The 17474-nt window shown below is 69.8% G+C and carries 20 protein-coding genes; 3 read left to right on the top strand and 17 right to left on the bottom strand.

Going from position 1 to position 17474, the window contains the following annotated elements:
- Positions 1-57: 57 nt before the first annotated feature.
- From xerC to ACFW6P_RS03855, 17 genes are all read right to left on the bottom strand, one after another.
- A complete protein-coding gene (gene xerC / locus ACFW6P_RS03935) occupies positions 58-1260 on the bottom strand; it encodes a tyrosine recombinase XerC (protein ID WP_386422868.1) in 1203 nt (400 codons plus the stop codon).
- Positions 1260-1457 carry a helix-turn-helix domain-containing protein gene (locus ACFW6P_RS03930; protein WP_190052674.1) on the bottom strand — a complete coding sequence of 66 codons (198 nt, stop codon included), beginning with the start codon at positions 1455-1457 and terminating at the stop codon, positions 1260-1262. Before ACFW6P_RS03930 ends, xerC begins: the two co-directional genes overlap by 1 nt.
- A 179-nt stretch (positions 1458-1636) precedes the next feature.
- Positions 1637-2782, bottom strand: a complete 1146-nt coding sequence (locus tag ACFW6P_RS03925) for a DUF3631 domain-containing protein (RefSeq protein ID WP_386422866.1) — start codon at positions 2780-2782, stop codon at positions 1637-1639.
- A complete protein-coding gene (locus ACFW6P_RS03920) occupies positions 2779-3135 on the bottom strand; it encodes a hypothetical protein (protein ID WP_386422864.1) in 357 nt (118 codons plus the stop codon). Before ACFW6P_RS03920 ends, ACFW6P_RS03925 begins: the two co-directional genes overlap by 4 nt.
- Positions 3132-4052: a bifunctional DNA primase/polymerase gene (locus ACFW6P_RS03915; protein ID WP_386422863.1), complete on the bottom strand. Its 921-nt coding sequence runs from the start codon at positions 4050-4052 to the stop codon at positions 3132-3134. Before ACFW6P_RS03915 ends, ACFW6P_RS03920 begins: the two co-directional genes overlap by 4 nt.
- Positions 4049-4912 (bottom strand): hypothetical protein, encoded by an 864-nt coding sequence (locus ACFW6P_RS03910; RefSeq protein WP_386422861.1) that lies wholly within the window; start codon positions 4910-4912, stop codon positions 4049-4051. The genes ACFW6P_RS03915 and ACFW6P_RS03910 overlap by 4 nt, the downstream gene beginning before the upstream one ends.
- 90 nt (positions 4913-5002) lie before the next feature.
- Positions 5003-5428 carry an NUDIX domain-containing protein gene (locus ACFW6P_RS03905; RefSeq protein WP_386422860.1) on the bottom strand — a complete coding sequence of 142 codons (426 nt, stop codon included), beginning with the start codon at positions 5426-5428 and terminating at the stop codon, positions 5003-5005.
- A gap of 21 nt (positions 5429-5449) precedes the next feature.
- Entirely contained in the window at positions 5450-5914 is a 465-nt protein-coding gene (locus ACFW6P_RS03900; RefSeq protein WP_386422858.1) for a hypothetical protein, read from the bottom strand.
- A gap of 203 nt (positions 5915-6117) precedes the next feature.
- A complete protein-coding gene (locus ACFW6P_RS03895) occupies positions 6118-8247 on the bottom strand; it encodes an FtsK/SpoIIIE domain-containing protein (protein ID WP_386422856.1) in 2130 nt (709 codons plus the stop codon).
- A gap of 85 nt (positions 8248-8332) precedes the next feature.
- The gene (locus ACFW6P_RS03890) at positions 8333-8527 is read right to left on the bottom strand and encodes a hypothetical protein (protein WP_386422854.1); all 195 of its coding nucleotides are present in this window, start codon (positions 8525-8527) and stop codon (positions 8333-8335) included.
- A 2-nt stretch (positions 8528-8529) separates the two neighbouring features.
- Positions 8530-8700 (bottom strand): pRL2-8, encoded by a 171-nt coding sequence (locus ACFW6P_RS03885; RefSeq protein ID WP_386422852.1) that lies wholly within the window; start codon positions 8698-8700, stop codon positions 8530-8532.
- Positions 8701-8702: 2 nt separating this feature from the next.
- On the bottom strand, positions 8703-9020 hold the full coding sequence (locus ACFW6P_RS03880; protein WP_386422850.1) for a hypothetical protein: 318 nt from the start codon (positions 9018-9020) through the stop codon (positions 8703-8705).
- Position 9021: 1 nt separating this feature from the next.
- Entirely contained in the window at positions 9022-9369 is a 348-nt protein-coding gene (locus ACFW6P_RS03875; RefSeq protein ID WP_386422848.1) for an RRQRL motif-containing zinc-binding protein, read from the bottom strand.
- Entirely contained in the window at positions 9369-10430 is a 1062-nt protein-coding gene (locus tag ACFW6P_RS03870; protein WP_386422887.1) for a conjugal transfer protein, read from the bottom strand. Before ACFW6P_RS03870 ends, ACFW6P_RS03875 begins: the two co-directional genes overlap by 1 nt.
- Before the next feature lie 56 nt (positions 10431-10486).
- Entirely contained in the window at positions 10487-10933 is a 447-nt protein-coding gene (locus ACFW6P_RS03865; RefSeq protein ID WP_386422846.1) for a Pycsar system effector family protein, read from the bottom strand.
- On the bottom strand, positions 10930-11199 hold the full coding sequence (locus ACFW6P_RS03860; RefSeq protein WP_386422845.1) for a DUF6284 family protein: 270 nt from the start codon (positions 11197-11199) through the stop codon (positions 10930-10932). The genes ACFW6P_RS03865 and ACFW6P_RS03860 overlap by 4 nt, the downstream gene beginning before the upstream one ends.
- A gap of 99 nt (positions 11200-11298) precedes the next feature.
- A complete protein-coding gene (locus ACFW6P_RS03855; protein ID WP_386422843.1) occupies positions 11299-11478 on the bottom strand; it encodes a hypothetical protein in 180 nt (59 codons plus the stop codon).
- Between the two features lie 398 nt (positions 11479-11876).
- Between ACFW6P_RS03855 and ACFW6P_RS03850 the strand changes: the two genes are divergently transcribed.
- From ACFW6P_RS03850 to hrpA, 3 genes are all read left to right on the top strand, one after another.
- A complete protein-coding gene (locus ACFW6P_RS03850; protein WP_386422841.1) occupies positions 11877-12644 on the top strand; it encodes a GntR family transcriptional regulator in 768 nt (255 codons plus the stop codon).
- Positions 12641-13210, top strand: a complete 570-nt coding sequence (locus tag ACFW6P_RS03845) for a GNAT family N-acetyltransferase (RefSeq protein WP_386422839.1) — start codon at positions 12641-12643, stop codon at positions 13208-13210. Before ACFW6P_RS03850 ends, ACFW6P_RS03845 begins: the two co-directional genes overlap by 4 nt.
- 301 nt (positions 13211-13511) lie before the next feature.
- Positions 13512-17456 carry an ATP-dependent RNA helicase HrpA gene (gene hrpA, locus ACFW6P_RS03840; protein ID WP_386422837.1) on the top strand — a complete coding sequence of 1315 codons (3945 nt, stop codon included), beginning with the start codon at positions 13512-13514 and terminating at the stop codon, positions 17454-17456.
- Positions 17457-17474 lie beyond the last annotated feature (18 nt).

The following is a 17474-nucleotide window of genomic DNA, read 5'->3' as shown; positions in this document are numbered from 1 at the left end:
TCACAACCGGAGAGGGGCTCTTTCGTGCCGTCTACGCCAACCGGTACGCCAACGCCCTCACGAGAGGGTGTCCCCGAGCTTCCGGAGCGCCTTCCGCTGTTCGTCCAGCGACGCGTGGGCGTAGACCTTCATGGTCACTCCGATATCGCTGTGGCCGACGATCTGGCGGACGATGTGCGGCGGCACCCCGAGGTCGAGCAGGAGTGAGACGGCGGAGTGCCGGAGGTCGTGAAACCGGATCTCCAGCCCCAGCCGTGCGCGCAGCGGGTGCCAGCTCCGCCGCAGGTTGTCCGGCTCCAAAGGGGTGCCGATGCGGGACGTGAAGATCAGCCCGTGTTCCTTCCACTCCATGCCGGCGGCGGCCCGCTCCTGCGCCTGTCGCTCGCGGTGGTCGGTGAGCGCCTTCACGACAACGGGCGGGAGAGGCACGGTACGGACTGAAGCGGGAGTCTTGGGCTTGACCAGCCTCAGCTCACCGTCGACGCGCTGTAGCGCCCGCTCCACGATCAGCGTTTCGCGGTCCAGGTCGACCGCGTCCCAGCGCAGCCCGAGCAGCTCGCCCCGGCGCATCCCCAGGACCAGGGCAAGCACGTACAGCGCATGCAACCGGTCCTCGGCCGACTCCCGAATGAGAAGCCTGGCGTCAGCGACGCTGAGTCCCTTCCCGGTGTCATATGAGGGCGTGGGGACCTGCACGAGCTGGGCGACATTCCGCACGATCAGTTCCTCTCGTACGGCGTTCTGGAGCGCATTGCGAAGTACGGCGTGGATGGACTGCACCATGCGACGGGACAGCAGAGCCTTGCAGCACTCCCCCGCCGCGCAGCACTGCGGCTCGGGCCGTTCCTTGTCCCAGCCGTGCTTGCAGCACTGGCACTCGGAGGCAACGCGGGCCAGCCACGTCCGGACCTCGGCGGCCCGCAGGGTACGGATCTTCTTGCGGCCCAGCCCGGGGACCAGGTGGACACGGGCCACGCTCTCGTAGCCCTGGTAGGTCTTGGGGCGGCGGTGGACCTTCACCACGGTCGCGAGCCAGTAGGTCAGGTAGTCCTCCAGGTTCATGTTCGTGTCGGGCACCGGGATGCCCTGGTTCTCCTGCGCCTGGAGTTCGGTGATCTTCTGGCGCACTTCGTCGCGGGTCTTGCCATAGACCGAGACGCGCTTGCGGATGCCGCTGGTCGTCGTCACGTACACGCGGCCGTGGTACGTGCCGTCCTTGCGGATCGTGATGCTGCCTTCGCCGTTGGCGCGCTTGGCCATCAGGCGGCCTCCTCCAGTCGGTTTTGCATGAAGGCTTGGACCGCGTCGGCGGGGACCCGGCGGGCCCGGCCGACGGTGAAGCTCGGGAGCTGCTTGGAGCGGATCAGGTCGTAGACCTTGAAGCGGCTCAGGCGGAGAGCCGTCATGACCTCAGGGACCGTCAGCGCCTGGTGGGTGGTGGGCAGGGCAGGGCTCATGCAGTGACTCCTCCGGGACAGTCCGTCGGGGGTCTCTCTGAGGGCCGCTACTTCCGCTACCGCCGCTACCGCGCAGGTCAGGGGCCTGATTGCGGTAGCGGGAAGGGGTAGCGGTAGCGGATGGGTAGCGGCGCGGTAGCGGCAACCATGGCCGGTTGCCGCTACCGCGTTAGTGCTGGTCAGGCAGCGTTTTCAGTGCCCGGTAGCGGAGGTAGCGGACTTTCCGCGGGTGGGGGGCAGTAGCGGGCCCACGCGTCCCACAGATCGGCGGCGTAGTAGCCCTTGAGCACGCTCCCGGCGGCCTTGATGTTCCGGGACGTGATGGGCTCGTTGTCAGCCGTCATGTACTCCGCGAGCATCCGCGACAGCCGCCGGTTATCGAGAGGCTTGCCGTGCAAGTCCGCCCACGGGGCATCGTCGAGGGCGTTGAGCCGGTCGAGGATGGCGACGGTGGGCAGGCGGTCGATGCCGACCATGACGTGGTCGCGCAGGTCGGTCAGCAGCCGGACTCCGAGACTGCCTTTGTCGTTGGCCTTGGAGGCGGTCACCAGCGTCACGCAGGCCGCGCGTGCCCGCTCGGGCCAGGCGCCGCCGGCCGCGTCAGCAACGGCGAGCAGGGGTTCCCACACGTCCGCCGGCCGGTCGCTGACCCCGTCGGGCATGTCCGGCCAGGCTCCCATGACGTACTCGCGTGCCTGCTCTGCCCACGTGGCGAGCCGGTCACGGAGCTTGTGGCCCTGTGCCTCGTGAATGCGGGCCCGGAACGGCTCCACCTTCTCGTTCCTCGCACGGCGACGCATGCGGATGACGACGGAACGGCTCAGGATCGTGTCGGGCAGGGAGCCGAGACCGGCGACCGCGACCGCGCAGTACGAGGGGAAGGCCTGCACGGTCTGCTGCCCGCCGTCGCCGATGCACCGGTAGGTGACCCCGGTGCGCCGGTGTCCGGCGTTGAGGAAGCCGCGTAGCTCCTCGTTGTCCCCTGCCTTGGGTCCGAAGACGGTGTCGATCTCGTCGAACAGGATGGTGGGCTTGCCGTTGCCGCTGGAGACGGACCGGAACAGGGCAGCGGCGGACGCGTTGACGGCCGTCATGGGCTGCGGCACGAGCGTTTCTACGATCTCCAGCGCCCGTGTCTTTCCCGACCCCGGTTCCGGTGACAGGAACGCGATGCGGGGGGTGGAGTCGAAGCAGTCGAGCAGGTGGGCGTGCGCGTCCCACAGGGCGACCGCGACGAATGCGGCGTCAGTGGGGAAGACGTTGAAGCGGCGGTGGAAGGCTTCCACTTCGTCGAGCAGCGCGGCGCCGTCGATGGGGTCGGTCATGCGGCGGCCCTTCCTTCCTGGGAGCTCCGGAGCGGGCAGGTGTTCCGGTGTGCGGTGTGGTCGTCGATCAGGGCGAGCACCCGCGGCTTGCCGATGGCTGAGCGGTCGCGTCCGCACGCGCACGTGGAGGTGGCGGTGGGGATGGCGCCACGCGGTGCGGTGATGTGCAGCCACGCGACGGGGCGGCGGCCGTCGTCGCGGTGCGGGTCAGAACGAAGGGCAGAGACGACGCCCTTGCGGGCGGCGCCTTTCGGCTCGCCCACGGCCACCGTGTCCACAGGCTGTGGGGCGGAGTGCGGCCGGTCCGGGGTGTGGGTGGGGCAATCCAGGGCGGGGGGAGTGGGGGTCGTCATGCCGCCTCCCGTGGGGTGGCGTGGGCGATGACCCAGTCGAGCGCGCTGCGGATGGTGGTGCGGCACTCGGCCGGCGGCAGGCCGGTAGCCTCCCCCGCCCCCTGGATTGCCTGCTCCACCACGTGCCGGGGGATGTCGCCCCAGGCCACGAACCGTGCCACCTTGCAGGCGCTGCGGTGCAGCGTGTTGTTCCTGCCGTCCGGCCCGCCCTCGGTGGCGGCGGCGATGACCGCGCACTCACGTTCCAGGGCGGTCCGGGCGGCGAGGGTGCCGTCATGGACCCGCACCGGCACCTGAGCGGCCCTCTGAGGCTCCGTGAGCAACGCGGCCAACCAAGCGGGCAGTTCGGCTACGGGAGCATCACAGGTGACCTCGTAGGGGCCGTGGGGGGTGGTGCTGCCGGGGGCGACGACGTAGCCGCCCCACGCGCGGGTGTCGATGTGCGGCCCGAGACGGCCCGCGCTGCACTTCAACCGCACCCCGGTCGGGGCGGCGAAGTACAGATGCTCCCCACCGCGCGCGGTCCGCACCCGGTAGGTAGTGGGGACGACCTTGCCGGTGCGCTCGCAGAGCGCCGCAAACGAAGTGGCGCCGTCAGGCGCTCCTTCTGGTTCTTCGGGCTTACACACGTCCAGGTCGAGGACGAGCAGCCCGGCCGGGCCGGTCGCGATGCCCACGTTGTACGGGCGGGACGCCCATGTGGCGTGGATGAGGTCGGGGTTGGTGGTGGCGCGCTGCTCGGGCTTGCGGTGCCCATTGGTGCAGCGGCCGGTGCGGGCGCAGGCCCGTTCTGGGTGCCCGGCGGGCCGCTTTGCCTGCGGGTGCAGGGGGATGACGGGCCAGCCGCGTTCCGCCGCGGTGAGGGCTGAGGCGAGCAGCGGCAGGCACGACAGATCTACGGTCAGGGGCTGGTTCATGCTGCGCTCCGGTCGGTGAGCAGCGTTTGCCGGTGGGTGGGGATGGCGCTGATCACTCGCGTGCGCCACATCAGGGCGTAGTCGATGCAGTTGGCACAGTTCTTGTGCGGGTGGCCGGGCAGCGGGGGCCGCTTGCGGGCGTGGTAGCTCCAGGCCGCGGAGTCTGCGGAGGCGAGCAGGTGCCCGACGCGTTCCAGGCCGAGGATTTTGAAGCCGAAGCCGTGCAGGCGGTAGCCGCGGGCGGCCATCGCGGTGACGATCGCAGCCCCTTGTTTGGTGGACTGAAGTCGGCACACGGAGCCCAGCCCGACGGTGGGTTCCTGGCGCAGGTCGACGCCGTAGCTCTCGTACAGGTCCGCGCACGCGTGGTACTCCGCCACGGTGCGGCCCTGAAGGGTGGGGATGATCCGCAGGGTCGGTGCGAGGGAGCGCAGGTCGAGGAAGTTGTGCACGGTGCGCCGCTGGTGCTCCGGCACACTCAGGTGAGTCCCGGCGAACTTCAGAGGGCCTGCCGTGCCGCCGTGGATGATGAGGTCCTCACACATCCAGTCCTGACCGGCAGCCCAGTCGTAGGGGCCGACGTATTCCCAGATGCGCCGCAGGTCGTCCACGTACTGGCGCGGGCTGCGGGTCCAGCGGCCGTGGCGCTGGAGTTCCGAGAAGCCGCCGGAGTCGACCGCGTACCGGCCGCGTGCCGGGTACAGCTTGGCCGCGGCGGCAAAGTGCTCGGACTTCAGGAACAGCGGCACGTTGGTGAGCTTGACCCAGTGCCGTTTGTGGGTGGTCAGGTAGAACCGCATCCCGCCCGCGGCGGGAGCTCCCGCCGGTAAGGCTCGCAGGAGGGTGGTGGGCTGCGTCATGCTGGGAGACCTCCAACAGGTCTGTTGAGGACTGGAGACAAGGGCGGCCCCGCGTTCATTGGCGTGAGGTGGGGGCCGCCCTTGGCGTAGCTAGAAGGGGCAGTTCTGCCGGAGCCGCGCGGTGGTGACGATGTCCGTGTGGTCGAACGCGAGGCCCCGGGCGCTGTCGAGCGGGATCCAGCGGACGGCGGCGGCGTCGTCTCCTGCCTGTGCGGTGGTGTCGTCGGGGACGACGACCAGGTAGGCGGCGGTGACGTACCGGCCGCGCGGGTCGCGGTCGGGGGCGTCGTAGATGCCGATCAGGCTCAGGTCCCAGGGGTCGACGTGGACGCCGGTCTCCTCCAGCAGCTCGCGCGCGGCGGCGGCGCGAGAGGTCTCGCCGGGGTCGACGTGCCCGCCCGGCAGGGCGAGCTGTCCCTTGTGCGGCGGCCATCCCCGCTCGATGAGCAGGACGGCGCCGCCCCGGATGCACACCACGTCAGCGGTGTAGCGGATGGTCTCGAAGGTCTCGAACATGTTCGGCTCTCGTTTCTCGGCTCAGCCGTGGAAGTAGTTGCGCTTGAACGTGGCCTTGCGGATGTTCACGGTGGTTCCGCCCTGGTGGCCGTTCGCGCTGAAGATCTGCACGGCGATCCATCCGCCGAAGATGACGGCGGCCAGGGTGATCAGTTGGGTGACGAACGCAGTGAGCGCGGCGATGAACGAGGTGAGCAGGATCAGCCCGCCGCACACCGCGAGGAACCCGACGCCGCCGAGGGCGACGTTCACCGCCGCACGGGAGACGGGCGGCTTGGCGGTGACCGGCTCGGGCTGGGCGGGGTTGATGGCGTAGCCGGTGACGACCCGGCCGTCGGGCAGGACGACGCTCGCAACGGCCGGAGCGCTGCCCGGCTGGACCGGGACGACCGGCGCCGGCACGGCCACGGCGGGCGGGAGCGGGGTCGGGTGGTGAACTTCCACGGCCCGCTGTGCGAGCGCGCCGTGGGTGTGGTCGGGGTGCATGCGGAATCCCTTCGACAGGGTGTTGGGGGAGGCAACGGCACACCCTTCGGGGTGCGCTGTAGGGGGTGTTTCGGGGGTCTGCGCAGGTAGGCTCCCCGCCTCCCCGACACGGTGTTTTCGCTGATCAACGCGGGGGAGGCGGCGTGGGGAGGGGGTTGGGGAGTTCTCCCCGCCTCCCCGGGCCGGACGGCCTTGCCTCCCCGCTACTGGGCGGCGGAAGCGGAACCGTCGGTGTCGCGGTTGGCGAGCGCCCGCGCGACGTGGTCACGGTGGACGACCATGACGCCGTGCGACTTCTTCGGCTCCTCGCCGTGCTCCTCCAGCAGTGCCTTGAGCCGGTCGTTGGTCCACTGGTCGCCGTAGACCTTCGGGTCCAGGGCGTGCAGCCGCTTGAGGACTTCATTGGTGCGCAGCCGGGCCTCATCGCCGATGACGGCCGCGACGTCGGCGAGCGCGTCACGCTCCTCGCCCTGGTCGACCACGCGCAGGGTGGTGACCCCGTCGCGCAGGGCCTTGGCCCGGCCCGCGACCTCCTTGGCCGGGTCGTCGTCGATGAAGTGGGTTCGCACGGTGATGGAGGGCTGGCCGGCGGGGATGGTGATGCCGTCGGAAGCGACCACGAGGGTGCCCTTGTCCAGGCCCTGGCGCAGCAGGTGCGGAGCGGCACCGGCGTTGACGGCCTTGTCGCCGAGCGCCATTGCTGCCTGCGATTCGGTGCCCACCACGAGGGAGGCGCGGGTGTGGGCGCCCTCGCGGACCAGCTTGGGAAGGTTCTGGTCGGTGGGGTCCTGCGTGCCCTGCCACATCAGCACGTCGACCGCACGGCCCTGGTTGTGGATCTCGCGCACGGCCATGAAGTACCGGGACGTGGCCTTGGACCCGCCGTAGGGGCGGCCGTCCTCACCCTTTGCCGGGCACATGAACGCCTTCTGCGCCTCGTCCACCAGCACAATCAGCGGCGGGAACAAGAGGGAAGGGTCCTTGCGGCGCGCCTCGATCCGCCGGTTCATCTCCTCCACCGCGTCCTCGACCATCTCGGTCGCCTGAATGCAGTGGCTGTCGGAGGGGCCCTCGATCAGGACTTCGGCGATGCCGTCGAACATGGCCCAGTCGCCCACGCCCTTGAGGTCGGCGATCCAGAACTTCACCGTGCGGTCGAGGGCCAGCCACAGGGCGAGCGCGCGCACGGCGGCGGTCTTGCCCTGGTTCGACAGCCCCGTAACCAGCAGGTGGCGCTGATACAGGCTGATCATGGCCGCGTCGCCGCGCAGGTCCTGCCCCCACGGAGCCTTACCGGTCTTGTAGTTCGCGGTCAGGGTCTCGTCGGTGACCAGCGGGGACGGGCCGATCGGCTCGTCCAGCGCCCCGGAATCGGCGATCCACAGCCGCACCGTCCGGGCCGCTTCCGGGATGGTGATGAACAGCTCGTGTTCGTGGCGGGTGAGGTTCTCGGCGAGCTTGCGGCGCCGCTTCTGTACCTCGTTGGTCGCCACACCCGAGGGAAGGGTCACGTCGACTTCCACCCCGCAGCCAGCGATGCGGATGGGGCCGAGCATCGAGGCACCGGCGTCGCCCATCTCCTTGATGGCGTTCTTCAGCGAAGCGATGCCCAGGTCGCGCAGGGCCTTGACCACGATGGACGGCGTGATCGGCTCCCCCTCACCCGAGCGGACGTTCGCGGGAAGGGCCCACTGGGGTGCGGCCTGCTGCTTGCGGCCCACCGCCCACAGGGCGAGCAGGGCGAGGAACGGGCCGATGGTGATGGCCGGGCCCCAGACGATCTGCACGATCCGCATGAGGGTGCCGATGAACTCGATGGTGGCGCTGAGCGGGGTGATGACATCCCCGACCTGCTTGGTGTTGAGCGCCATCACCACGCCCAGGGCGACCAGCAGGCCAACGCTCATTCCGGCGCCGACCCCGACCGCTTTGGCCGCGTCCATGGGCGAGTGCAGCAGGTCCATGCGGCGGCGGTGCCGGGCGTCGCGGAAGCGCTGCAACCGCTCCTCCCACTCGGCGGCCAGCTCCATGTTCCCCGCGGCTTCCGCCGCGCGCATGTACCGCTCGTAGCGGGAGCCGGTGCGGCCGTCCCAGGTACGGCGGGCCACGATCCGGCCCCCGTTGAACGTGTAGAGGCTGTGGCGGGCCACCCCGCGCATGACGGTCTTGGTGTTCTCGTGGGTGGCGGCGGTCTTGATGGCCCGCCCGGAGCGCACCCACAGCGGCACGGGTGCGGGCGGGGCGGGGTCCGGGACCACGGTCAGCGTGGTCACGGACGCGGTGTCGGCGGGCGGGTCGGTGTGCTTGTGCAGGTGAACGACGTTGTCACCCATGACGGGAAGACTCCTGACTGCCCCGAACGGGGCGAGAAGACGAGAGACGGGCGCCGGCGCGGCAGAAGTCCGGCGCCCGAAGGGGTTAGCGGCGGTGGCTGGCCTTGTGGGCGCGCAGGACCGCCTTGCAGGCCGGGCACTTGCGCTCGGGGCCGTCGCCGACAACCGGGGCGGGGATGACGTGGCCGCAGATGGCCCGGGTCACGCCGAAGACCAGCGGCCCGCAGTCCGGGCAGTGAAAGTGCGAATTCGGAGCGGTCGTGTGTGCGGTGCGCGGCATGCTCACCACCACCCCGACGACGTCTTGGGCACGATGTAGGGGTGGCCGTTGACCATGTGGTCAACGCACTGCGGGCAGTCCTCACGCGGCTTCAAGTGACGGTGCGCGCTGCGGTCGTGAGCGTGCTGCCAGCACTGCGGGCACTCGCCGGGAGGCGTCTCGGGGACGGCCATGGTCACCACCACCCCGAGGACTTCTTCGCCGCCCGGGCCTGGGCGTGCTCGTTGACGATCCGCTGACGCTCGGTCTGCAACGCGGTCAGCTCCGCGATGAGCCGGGTCTGTGCCGCATTCCACGCCGTCTCCAGTCGGCGTTCGGCGCGGTCGGTGCTGCGGCCCCTCACGACGCGGTAGGAGCCGCCGGCCAGGGCGCCGACCACGGCGCGGCGTTCGGCGCCGTTCAGCGGCCACATCTCGCGCTGCTGGACCGCTTCGAGCTTGCGGGTCGTCTGCTGGATCTCGCGGTCCAGGCGGCGGGTGTCGGGCTTGCCCATGTCAGGCACTCCTCACAGCTTGGGAGGGTTCGGGGAAGGCACAGGGGGTGCACATGCCGAGTGAGGGCGGGATGACGTAGCCCGCATCGCGGCGGCAGGTGGGGCAGATACGGCGGGCACGATTGGCTTTGGCCAGGGCCGCCCACCGGGCCGGGGTCATCGGCCGAACGGGCTTGGCCTGGTCGATGCGGTAGAGGTAGGCGACCAGCGGCCCCCGCCGACGGCGGGGGCGTTCAAGGGTCGCGGCCACGCCCTGACCACCCGGGCGCAACCCTTGTGCGCGGAGTTGGCGGCGGGTGGCGAATCCGTCCGGGGCGAGGTGCCACCGGAACACCGGCAGCGCCCCCATCAGGCGGCTGTGGTCGCGCGTTCGGCGAGCAGGGCGTCACGCAGCCTGCGGGCGTTCGCGGGCGATGTGTGGATCGCGCGGCGGATGCCCTCGGCGGTCACCTTCGCGTCCGGCCAATTAGCCGTAGCCGACCGCGCCTCGTCGAGGAGTTGTTCCGGGGTGCGCTTGGGGCGCGGCGTACGGGCCACCTCGGGGAGTCGACCGGTCGCGCGGCGGCGTGGCGGGGTCGATTCCGCCGCCACGGACCGCCGCACCGGCTTGGCGGGTGCCGGGTCGATCGGGGCGGGGATCGCGGGCAGGGGCTTGAGCGGAGAGATCGACTTGCCCAGGTCGACCGCGACCGGATCCGGCACCGTCAGCCGGGTCAGCGTCACCACCGGGCCCGGGGTCGATTCCCCCTGCTCAGCCGTAGACCGTTTCATGTTGGTCTCGGTTGATTCCTCCGCATTCGCAGGCGGTGCTTGGTCGAGGGCGGGGGCGGTGGTGGTGCTGCCGAACATCGAGGCAAGGGCGGCATCGGCACCGGCGGTCACCCGGTCGCGCTGAACGTCGAGCAGCCTCGATCCGAGCGCGGTGTCACCGACGCCGACCTTGCGGGCCAGGCGCCACGACTTGCGCTCCGACCACGTCCTGACCCGGTTGCTGGGGTGCTGGGTGGCGCGGGCGCGGTGGTAGGCGAGCGCCTGCACCAGATCGGCCGTGCGGCGCTCGTTCTCCGCGTCACGGCCGTCGGTGTGCACCACGATCCGGCGGGCCAGGAACGCCATGCCCTCTGCCGACACCGACATGCCCATGGGGGTCAGGGCGTAGATGACGGTACGGCCCGGATCGGGCGCGGCCATCGCGCCCATGGCGGCGGCAGCAGCGGGAAGCGCCCACAGTCCGGCGCGCACGATCCGCGGGGAGGACTGCCCCAGCATGGTCAGGCCGAGCAGGACCAGGGCGAGCACGGCCGTGGCACCCTCACCGGCGGCGAGCGCACCGAGCGCGGTTCCCTTGCCGTAGGCGTGGCCGATGTTGCTGTAGGTGCCGATCCCGCCGAACACGCCCGTGGCGAGCATCGGCACGAACGCGGCCGACAGCACCCCGACCTGCACGCGGGTGAGCTTGGTCCGGTTCACCGGACACCCCCCAGCGTGAGCAGCGCGGCGAGGACGAGCATCGCCCCGCCGGTCAAGGTCAGGTCCACGGCGCGGCGCAGGGACGTGAACTTGGCGACCGCGAGCCGGGACAGCCCGGCGATGTCGGCCGCAAGGTCGCGCTGGACGGCGGTGGTGATCTCCTCGGCGGTGAGCGTGGCCCACAGCGGGAAACCGTGCCGCCCGCTCAGGTTCGGCCGCGTCGAGCGCAGCAGCACCCCGGCGGCCGCGACCAGCAGCACCATCCCCGCACCACCGACCAGGCAGGCGAGGGGGGTGAGGGGCAGGTCACGGGCGACGGTCCAGGCGCCGGCCAGGACCGCGCCGACGAACGCCAGCAGCAGACCGGTCTTGGTGTCGGTCCGAGCGATCTCCGCCTTCACCTCCGCGTGCGCGGCGGCCAGGTTCGGGTGGGTGGCGCTCATGCGGCACCCCCGGGAAGGCTCGCACCGGCCGTGCGGTTGGCCAGGGCGATGCGCGCGGCGAGCGCGCGGCGGCGGGCTCGGCGGATACGCCGGTTGTCCAGCTCACTCGGGATCCGGTCCAGGGTGATGATCTGCGCGTCCAACAGGTCGACGTCCGCCAGGATGACGGGCATCTCCCGCTCGATCGCCTCCAGCTCAGCGGCCGTCGGCTCCATGAAGTCGGCGAACGCCGTAACAGCGTCCTGAACAGTAACGATGTGGTCCATTGGGTCGTGTAGTCCTCTCACAGGTGAACGGCCCGACAGCGGCTCCCGGGATGCACCCCCGGGAGCCGCGCGCCGTTGATGGGCCAGGCGGGATTGAGGTCAGCGGCGAAACGCCCAGGAGATGAGGCTGCTGACGGCGTCGGTGCAGTCGGTGACGCGGCCCGACTCCAGCTCGTCGGCGCGAGCCTCCAGCCGCTGCGCGGCGTCGTCCTTGCCCCGGTGACGCAGCACCTTCGCCGCGTCACGGTTCTTCGAGGCCTGCGCCTTCAGGCGGTCCATGAACAGTCCTCTCGATGGATGAACGGGTGAAGCCATCGCGGCTCCCCTCAGCGCTGCTCGTGCGCGACGAGCAGCGGAGGCAACCGGCCACAGCGGTGAGCTGTGGAGAGATCGATGCGCGGTGTAGCCGCGCGGTCCGTCTTTTCGACTCGGGGAGACGGGGCCCGCTTATTGAGTTCTCAACCAACGACCGCTTCCTTCGTACTCACCCCGCCTGAGCTGGGCTTTCCTCCGGGCATGACTTGCAGGCACAGGAGGCACACTTAATGGTGCTGCACCACCTGCTCAACTTGTTGGTACAAGCTGATGCAGTGATGCTGCACCCGCAAGCAGTGAGTCGTCAAGGGATTGGGGCCCACATGTACCAACAAGTTGAGCGAGTGCGTCATGATGGGCGCATGAGCAAGCAACCGAAGTACCGACAGGTGGCCGACGCTCTACGTCGCGAGATCGTGAACGGCGCGTTCGACCAGGACCGCCGGTTGCCCTCGGAGAGTGAGCTGTCAGCCCGGTTCGACGCCTCCCGCAACACCGTTCGTTCCGGGCTCGCACTCCTGGTCAGCGAGGGTCTGATCACGTCCAGTCAGGGCCTGGGGTACGAGGTTCGCTCCCATGAGGTGTTCAAGCTCAACGCCTCACGGTTCGAGAACCTGGACTTCCCCCAGAACGGCGACGCCTACAACACCGACGTCACAAACGCTGGTCGTAGGCCCCATCAGACGTTCAGGGTCGAGATGCTGCCCGCGCCGGCCGAGATCGCAGAACATCTGAAGATCGAAGCGGGCAGCAAGACGGTTCTGCGGTTCTGTCACCGGTATGTGGATGACGTGCCCTGGTCGACGCAAGCGACGTACTACCCAGCCTGGCTGATCGAAGAGTCTCCCCGTCTGGCAGAACCCGGAGACATCGAAGAAGGGACCACCCGATACCTGACCGCTCGCGGCATCGAGCAGATCGGGTACTTCGACGAGATCTCGACACGCATGCCAACGCCGGACGAGTCGCGCCTGTTGGAGGTGGGTGCCGGCGTGCCCGTACTGCTCTGGACGCGTACGGGCTACTCGGTGGATCGCCCCATCCGATGCACCGTCACCACCTTCCGGGGCGACTTGAACCAGATGAACTACGAGATCGGTGACCTCTCCGGCAGAGACGAGAACAAGTGATCATCGCCCCCGCAGAGCCGCACGACCTGGCCAAGCTTCTATCCTTCCGCGAGGAAGCAGCAGCTTGGCTGCGTGAAATCGGCTCTGACCAGTGGAGTCGCCCCTATCCGGCGGACAAGCTGCTGGAGACCATCGAAGCGGGCACCGTCTTCATGCTCCGCGACGGACACACGACGGTTGGCACCATCACGCTCACTCCGGACGCGGAGGAAGGGCTGTGGACAGCCGATGAACTGGCCGAACCGTCGATGTTCGTGAACAAGCTCACCATTGCCCGTGAGTACGCGGGTCAGAACCTTGGCGGGCGGTTGCTCGATTGGGCCGGAGACCGCGCACACCGTGCGGGGGCCCGGTGGCTCCGGCTGGACGCCTGGACGACGAACGAGGGTCTTCAGCGGTACTACCTCGCCCAGGGCTTCACCTACATCCGCACGGTCCGAGAAGGCAACGCGGTGAACGGTGGGCCGCGAGTTTCGGGGTGGCTCGCGCAGCGAGCAGCGCGGCCAGCGGATCACGGCTTCTCCGACCGCACACCGGCTCCCGTACGGCTTCGCCCCGCCGCGTGAGTACGCCAACCCGTACGCCAACAGTGGCGTACAAGCACAACCGAGGGCGGTGCCCCACAGCACGCCCCACCGGGCGCGCGGCCTCCCAGACACGGCCTGAAAAGCGGAAGGTCGCCGGTTCGACCCCGGCCCCAGCCACCGCAGCCCTGACCAGGGCGTGAGCCCCTCTCCGGTATCAGCGGAGAGGGGCTCTTCCGTGCCGCCCGCGCGCCGGTGCGCCGACTCCTCGCCGAGGCGTCCGGCACAGCCGGGACAAAAGCGCTCGCCACGCATTTCCCGGGGATGAGATCCTGGACCGCGTATGTCTACGCACCCCGCCCCCGCCCTCGGCGCCCTCGCCCCCCGCCTGACCGAGCTGTCCCTGCGCGATGCGCACCGGCTCGGGCGCAGGCTCGAAGGTGCGCGCAAGATCCGCAAACCGGAGGCGCGGGCCGCCGTGCTGGCCGAGATCGAGGCGGAGGTCACCAAGGCCGAGGAGCGGATGGCCGTCCGGCGCTCCCGTCTGCCCGGGATCACCTATCCCGAGCAGCTGCCGGTCAGCCAGAAGAAGGACGACATCGCCGCGGCCGTCCGCGACCACCAGGTCGTGATCGTCGCCGGTGAGACGGGTTCCGGAAAGACGACGCAGATCCCGAAGATCTGCATGGAGCTCGGCCGGGGCGTGCGCGGCATGATCGGGCACACGCAGCCGCGCAGGATCGCCGCCCGAACGGTCGCGGAGCGTGTCGCGGAGGAGCTGAACACACCCCTCGGCGAGGCCATCGGCTGGAAGGTCCGCTTCACCGACCAGGTCGACCCGGACGCCACGTTCGTCAAGCTCATGACGGACGGCATCCTGCTCGCGGAGATCCAGACCGACCGCGAACTGCGCGCCTACGACACGATCATCATCGACGAGGCCCACGAGCGGTCCCTCAACATCGACTTCCTGCTGGGCTACCTCGCCCAGCTGCTGCCCAAGCGCCCCGACCTGAAGGTCGTCATCACCTCGGCGACGATCGATCCCGAGCGTTTCTCGCGGCACTTCGGCGACGCCCCGATCATCGAGGTCAGCGGCCGGACCTATCCCGTGGAGGTCCGCTACCGCCCGCTCCTGGAGGAGGACGGCGACGACTCCGACCGGGACCAGATCACCGCGATCACCGACGCCGTGGAGGAGCTCCAGAAGGAGGGGCAGGGCGACATCCTGGTCTTCCTCTCCGGCGAGCGGGAGATCCGCGACACGGCCGACGCCCTGAGCAAGAAGAACTACCGGTTCACCGAGATCCTTCCGCTGTACGCCCGGCTCTCCCACGCGGAGCAGCATCGCGTCTTCCAGCCGCACACGGGCCGCAGGATCGTGCTGGCCACGAACGTCGCCGAGACGTCCCTGACCGTCCCGGGCATCAAGTACGTCATCGACCCGGGCTTCGCGCGGATCTCGCGCTACAGCCACCGCACGAAGGTCCAGCGCCTGCCGATCGAGCCGGTCTCGCAGGCCAGCGCCAACCAGCGCAAGGGCCGCTGCGGCCGTACGTCGGACGGCATCTGCATCCGGCTCTACAGCGAGGACGACTTCGAGGCCCGGCCGGAGTTCACGGACGCGGAGATCCTCCGGACGAACCTGGCCTCCGTCATCCTGCAGATGACCGCGGCCGGCCTCGGTGACATCGAGAAGTTCCCGTTCATCGACCCGCCGGACCACCGCAACATCCGTGACGGCGTGCAGCTCCTGCAGGAGCTCGGCGCCCTCGACCCGGCGCAGAAGGACCCCCGCAAGCGGCTCACCGAGACCGGCCGCAAGCTGGCTCAGCTGCCCGTCGACCCCCGGCTGGCCCGGATGGTCCTGGAGGCCGACAGGAACGGCTGCGTGCGCGAGGTCATGGTCATAGCCGCCGCGCTGTCCATCCAAGACCCGCGCGAGCGCCCCGCCGACAAGCAGACCCAGGCCGATCAGCAGCACGCCCGTTTCAGGGACGAGAGCAGCGACTTCCTGGCGTACCTCAATCTCTGGCGCTACCTCCGGGAGCAGCAGAAGGAGCGGGGCTCGTCGTCCTTCCGCCGGATGTGCAAGCAGGAGTACCTTAACTTCCTTCGCATCCGCGAATGGCAGGACATCTACTCGCAGTTGCGCACGGTCGCGAAGCAGATGGGCATCCACCTCGACGAGCACGACGCCCCCGCCGACCGCATCCACGTCTCCCTGCTCGCGGGCCTGCTGTCCCACGTCGGCATGAAGGACGTGAAGGAGGGCGCGAAGAACGAGTACCTGGGGGCGCGGAACGCCAAGTTCGCGGTCTTCCCCGGCTCCGCCCTGTTCAAGAAGCCCCCGCGGTTCGTGATGTCCGCCGAGCTGGTCGAGACGTCCCGCCTCTGGGCCCGCGTCAACGCGAAGATCGAGCCGGAGTGGGTCGAGCCGCTCGCCGCGCACCTCGTCAAGCGCACGTACAGCGAGCCGCACTGGGAGAAGGACCAGGCGGCCGTGATGGCGTACGAGAAGGTCACGCTGTACGGCGTGCCGATCGTGGCGCAGCGGAAGGTCAGCTACGGGCGGATCGATCCGGAGGCCAGCCGTGAGCTGTTCATCCGGAACGCGCTCGTCGAGGGCGACTGGCGCACGCACCACAAGTTCTTCTCGGACAACCGCCGGCTGCTCACCGAGGTCGAGGAGCTGGAGCACCGCGCCCGGCGCCGGGACATCCTGGTCGACGACGAGACGCTGTTCGACTTCTACGACCGGCGCATCCCCGAACACGTGGTGTCCGGCGCCCACTTCGACTCCTGGTGGAAGCGCAAGCGGCACGAGCAGCCCGACTTCCTCGACTTCGAGCGCGAGATGCTCATCAACGAGAAGGCGGGCGAGGTCTCCAAGGCCGACTACCCCGACGCCTGGCGCCAGGGGAACCTGAAGTTCCGGGTGACGTACCAGTTCGAGCCGGGTGCGGACGCCGACGGCGTGACCGTGCACATTCCGCTGCAGGTCCTCAACCAGGTCACGGACGAGGGCTTCGACTGGCAGATCCCCGGGCTGCGGGAGGAACTGGTCACGGAGCTGATCCGCTCCCTGCCCAAGCCGATCCGCCGCAACTACGTCCCGGCGCCCAACTACGCGAAGGCGTTCCTGGACAGGGCGGTGCCCCTCCAGGAGCCCCTCACGACGACCATGGCCCGCGAGCTGAGGCTCATGGTCGGAGTCCCGTTCGACGCGGAGGACTTCGACTGGTCGAAGGTCCCGGACCATCTGCGGATCACGTTCCGGATCGTCGACGAGCGGCGCCGCAGGCTGGCCGAGGACAAGGACCTGGAGGCGCTGCGGGTCAAGCTGAAGCCGAAGGCGCGCAAGGCCCTGTCGCAGGCCGCCGCGGCGACGGCCGAGCGGCAGGGCGGCGAGTCCCTGGAGCGCAGGGGCCTCACCGACTGGACGATCGGCTCGCTCACGCGCGTCTTCGAGACCCGCCGGGCCGGACAGCCGGTGAAGGCGTACCCGGCGCTGGTCGACGACGGCGACACGGTCGCGGTGCGCCTCTTCGACACGGAGGCCGAGCAGGCCCGGGCCATGTGGAAGGGCACGCGCCGGCTGATCCTGCGCACCATCCCGGTCAACGCGGCGAAGTTCGCCAGTGACCGCCTGACGAACGCCCAGAAGCTCGCGCTGTCCGCGAACCCGCACGGGTCGATCCAGGCCCTGTTCGACGACTGCGCCATGGCCGCGGCCGACCAGCTGATCGGGGACTTCGGGGGGCCGGCGTGGGACGAGGAGTCGTACCGCAAGCTCCACGACAAGGTGCGCGCCGAGATCGTCGACACCACCGTCCGCACGGTGGGCCAGGTGCAGCAGGTCCTGGCGGCCTGGCAGGCCTGTGAGCGCCGCCTGAAGGCCGTCCGCAGTCCGGCGCTGCTCCCGAACCTCCAGGACGTGCGCAAGCAGCTGGACGCCCTCGTGAAGCCCGGTTTCGTGACGGAGGCGGGGCTGCGCCGGATACCGGACCTGATGCGCTACCTGGTCGCGGCGGACCGCCGGCTCCAGCAGATGCCGGCGAACGTCCAGCGGGACACGACCCGCATGGAGAAGGTCCACGAGATGCAGGACGAGTACGCCTGGCTCCTGGAGCAGATGCCGCAGGGCCGGCCGGTGCCGCAGCAGGTGCTGGACGTCCGCTGGATGATCGAGGAGCTCCGGGTCAGCTACTTCGCCCACGCGCTGGGCACGGCGTACCCGGTCTCCGACAAGCGGATCGTGAAGGCGATCGACGCGTTGGTGCCGTGAGCGTCCGCGCACGGAGGG

Origin of the sequence: Streptomyces sp. NPDC058741 (assembly GCF_042746715.1) — a bacterium.
Taxonomy (GTDB): domain Bacteria; phylum Actinomycetota; class Actinomycetes; order Streptomycetales; family Streptomycetaceae; genus Streptomyces.
Note: the sequence above shows the minus strand (reverse complement) of the source record. Positions and strands in the feature narration are given on the sequence as shown.

Coding starts and splice junctions, on each gene's coding strand:
- xerC (WP_386422868.1), bottom strand. CDS start 1,260: ATGGCCAAGCGCGCCAACGGCGAAGGCAGCATCACGATCCGCAAGGAC.
- ACFW6P_RS03930 (WP_190052674.1), bottom strand. CDS start 1,457: ATGAGCCCTGCCCTGCCCACCACCCACCAGGCGCTGACGGTCCCTGAG.
- ACFW6P_RS03925 (WP_386422866.1), bottom strand. CDS start 2,782: ATGACCGACCCCATCGACGGCGCCGCGCTGCTCGACGAAGTGGAAGCC.
- ACFW6P_RS03920 (WP_386422864.1), bottom strand. CDS start 3,135: ATGACGACCCCCACTCCCCCCGCCCTGGATTGCCCCACCCACACCCCG.
- ACFW6P_RS03915 (WP_386422863.1), bottom strand. CDS start 4,052: ATGAACCAGCCCCTGACCGTAGATCTGTCGTGCCTGCCGCTGCTCGCC.
- ACFW6P_RS03910 (WP_386422861.1), bottom strand. CDS start 4,912: ATGACGCAGCCCACCACCCTCCTGCGAGCCTTACCGGCGGGAGCTCCC.
- ACFW6P_RS03905 (WP_386422860.1), bottom strand. CDS start 5,428: ATGTTCGAGACCTTCGAGACCATCCGCTACACCGCTGACGTGGTGTGC.
- ACFW6P_RS03900 (WP_386422858.1), bottom strand. CDS start 5,914: ATGCACCCCGACCACACCCACGGCGCGCTCGCACAGCGGGCCGTGGAA.
- ACFW6P_RS03895 (WP_386422856.1), bottom strand. CDS start 8,247: ATGGGTGACAACGTCGTTCACCTGCACAAGCACACCGACCCGCCCGCC.
- ACFW6P_RS03890 (WP_386422854.1), bottom strand. CDS start 8,527: ATGCCGCGCACCGCACACACGACCGCTCCGAATTCGCACTTTCACTGC.
- ACFW6P_RS03885 (WP_386422852.1), bottom strand. CDS start 8,700: ATGGCCGTCCCCGAGACGCCTCCCGGCGAGTGCCCGCAGTGCTGGCAG.
- ACFW6P_RS03880 (WP_386422850.1), bottom strand. CDS start 9,020: ATGGGCAAGCCCGACACCCGCCGCCTGGACCGCGAGATCCAGCAGACG.
- ACFW6P_RS03875 (WP_386422848.1), bottom strand. CDS start 9,369: ATGGGGGCGCTGCCGGTGTTCCGGTGGCACCTCGCCCCGGACGGATTC.
- ACFW6P_RS03870 (WP_386422887.1), bottom strand. CDS start 10,430: ATGCTCGCCACGGGCGTGTTCGGCGGGATCGGCACCTACAGCAACATC.
- ACFW6P_RS03865 (WP_386422846.1), bottom strand. CDS start 10,933: ATGAGCGCCACCCACCCGAACCTGGCCGCCGCGCACGCGGAGGTGAAG.
- ACFW6P_RS03860 (WP_386422845.1), bottom strand. CDS start 11,199: ATGGACCACATCGTTACTGTTCAGGACGCTGTTACGGCGTTCGCCGAC.
- ACFW6P_RS03855 (WP_386422843.1), bottom strand. CDS start 11,478: ATGGACCGCCTGAAGGCGCAGGCCTCGAAGAACCGTGACGCGGCGAAG.
- ACFW6P_RS03850 (WP_386422841.1), top strand. CDS start 11,877: ATGAGCAAGCAACCGAAGTACCGACAGGTGGCCGACGCTCTACGTCGC.
- hrpA (WP_386422837.1), top strand. CDS start 13,512: ATGTCTACGCACCCCGCCCCCGCCCTCGGCGCCCTCGCCCCCCGCCTG.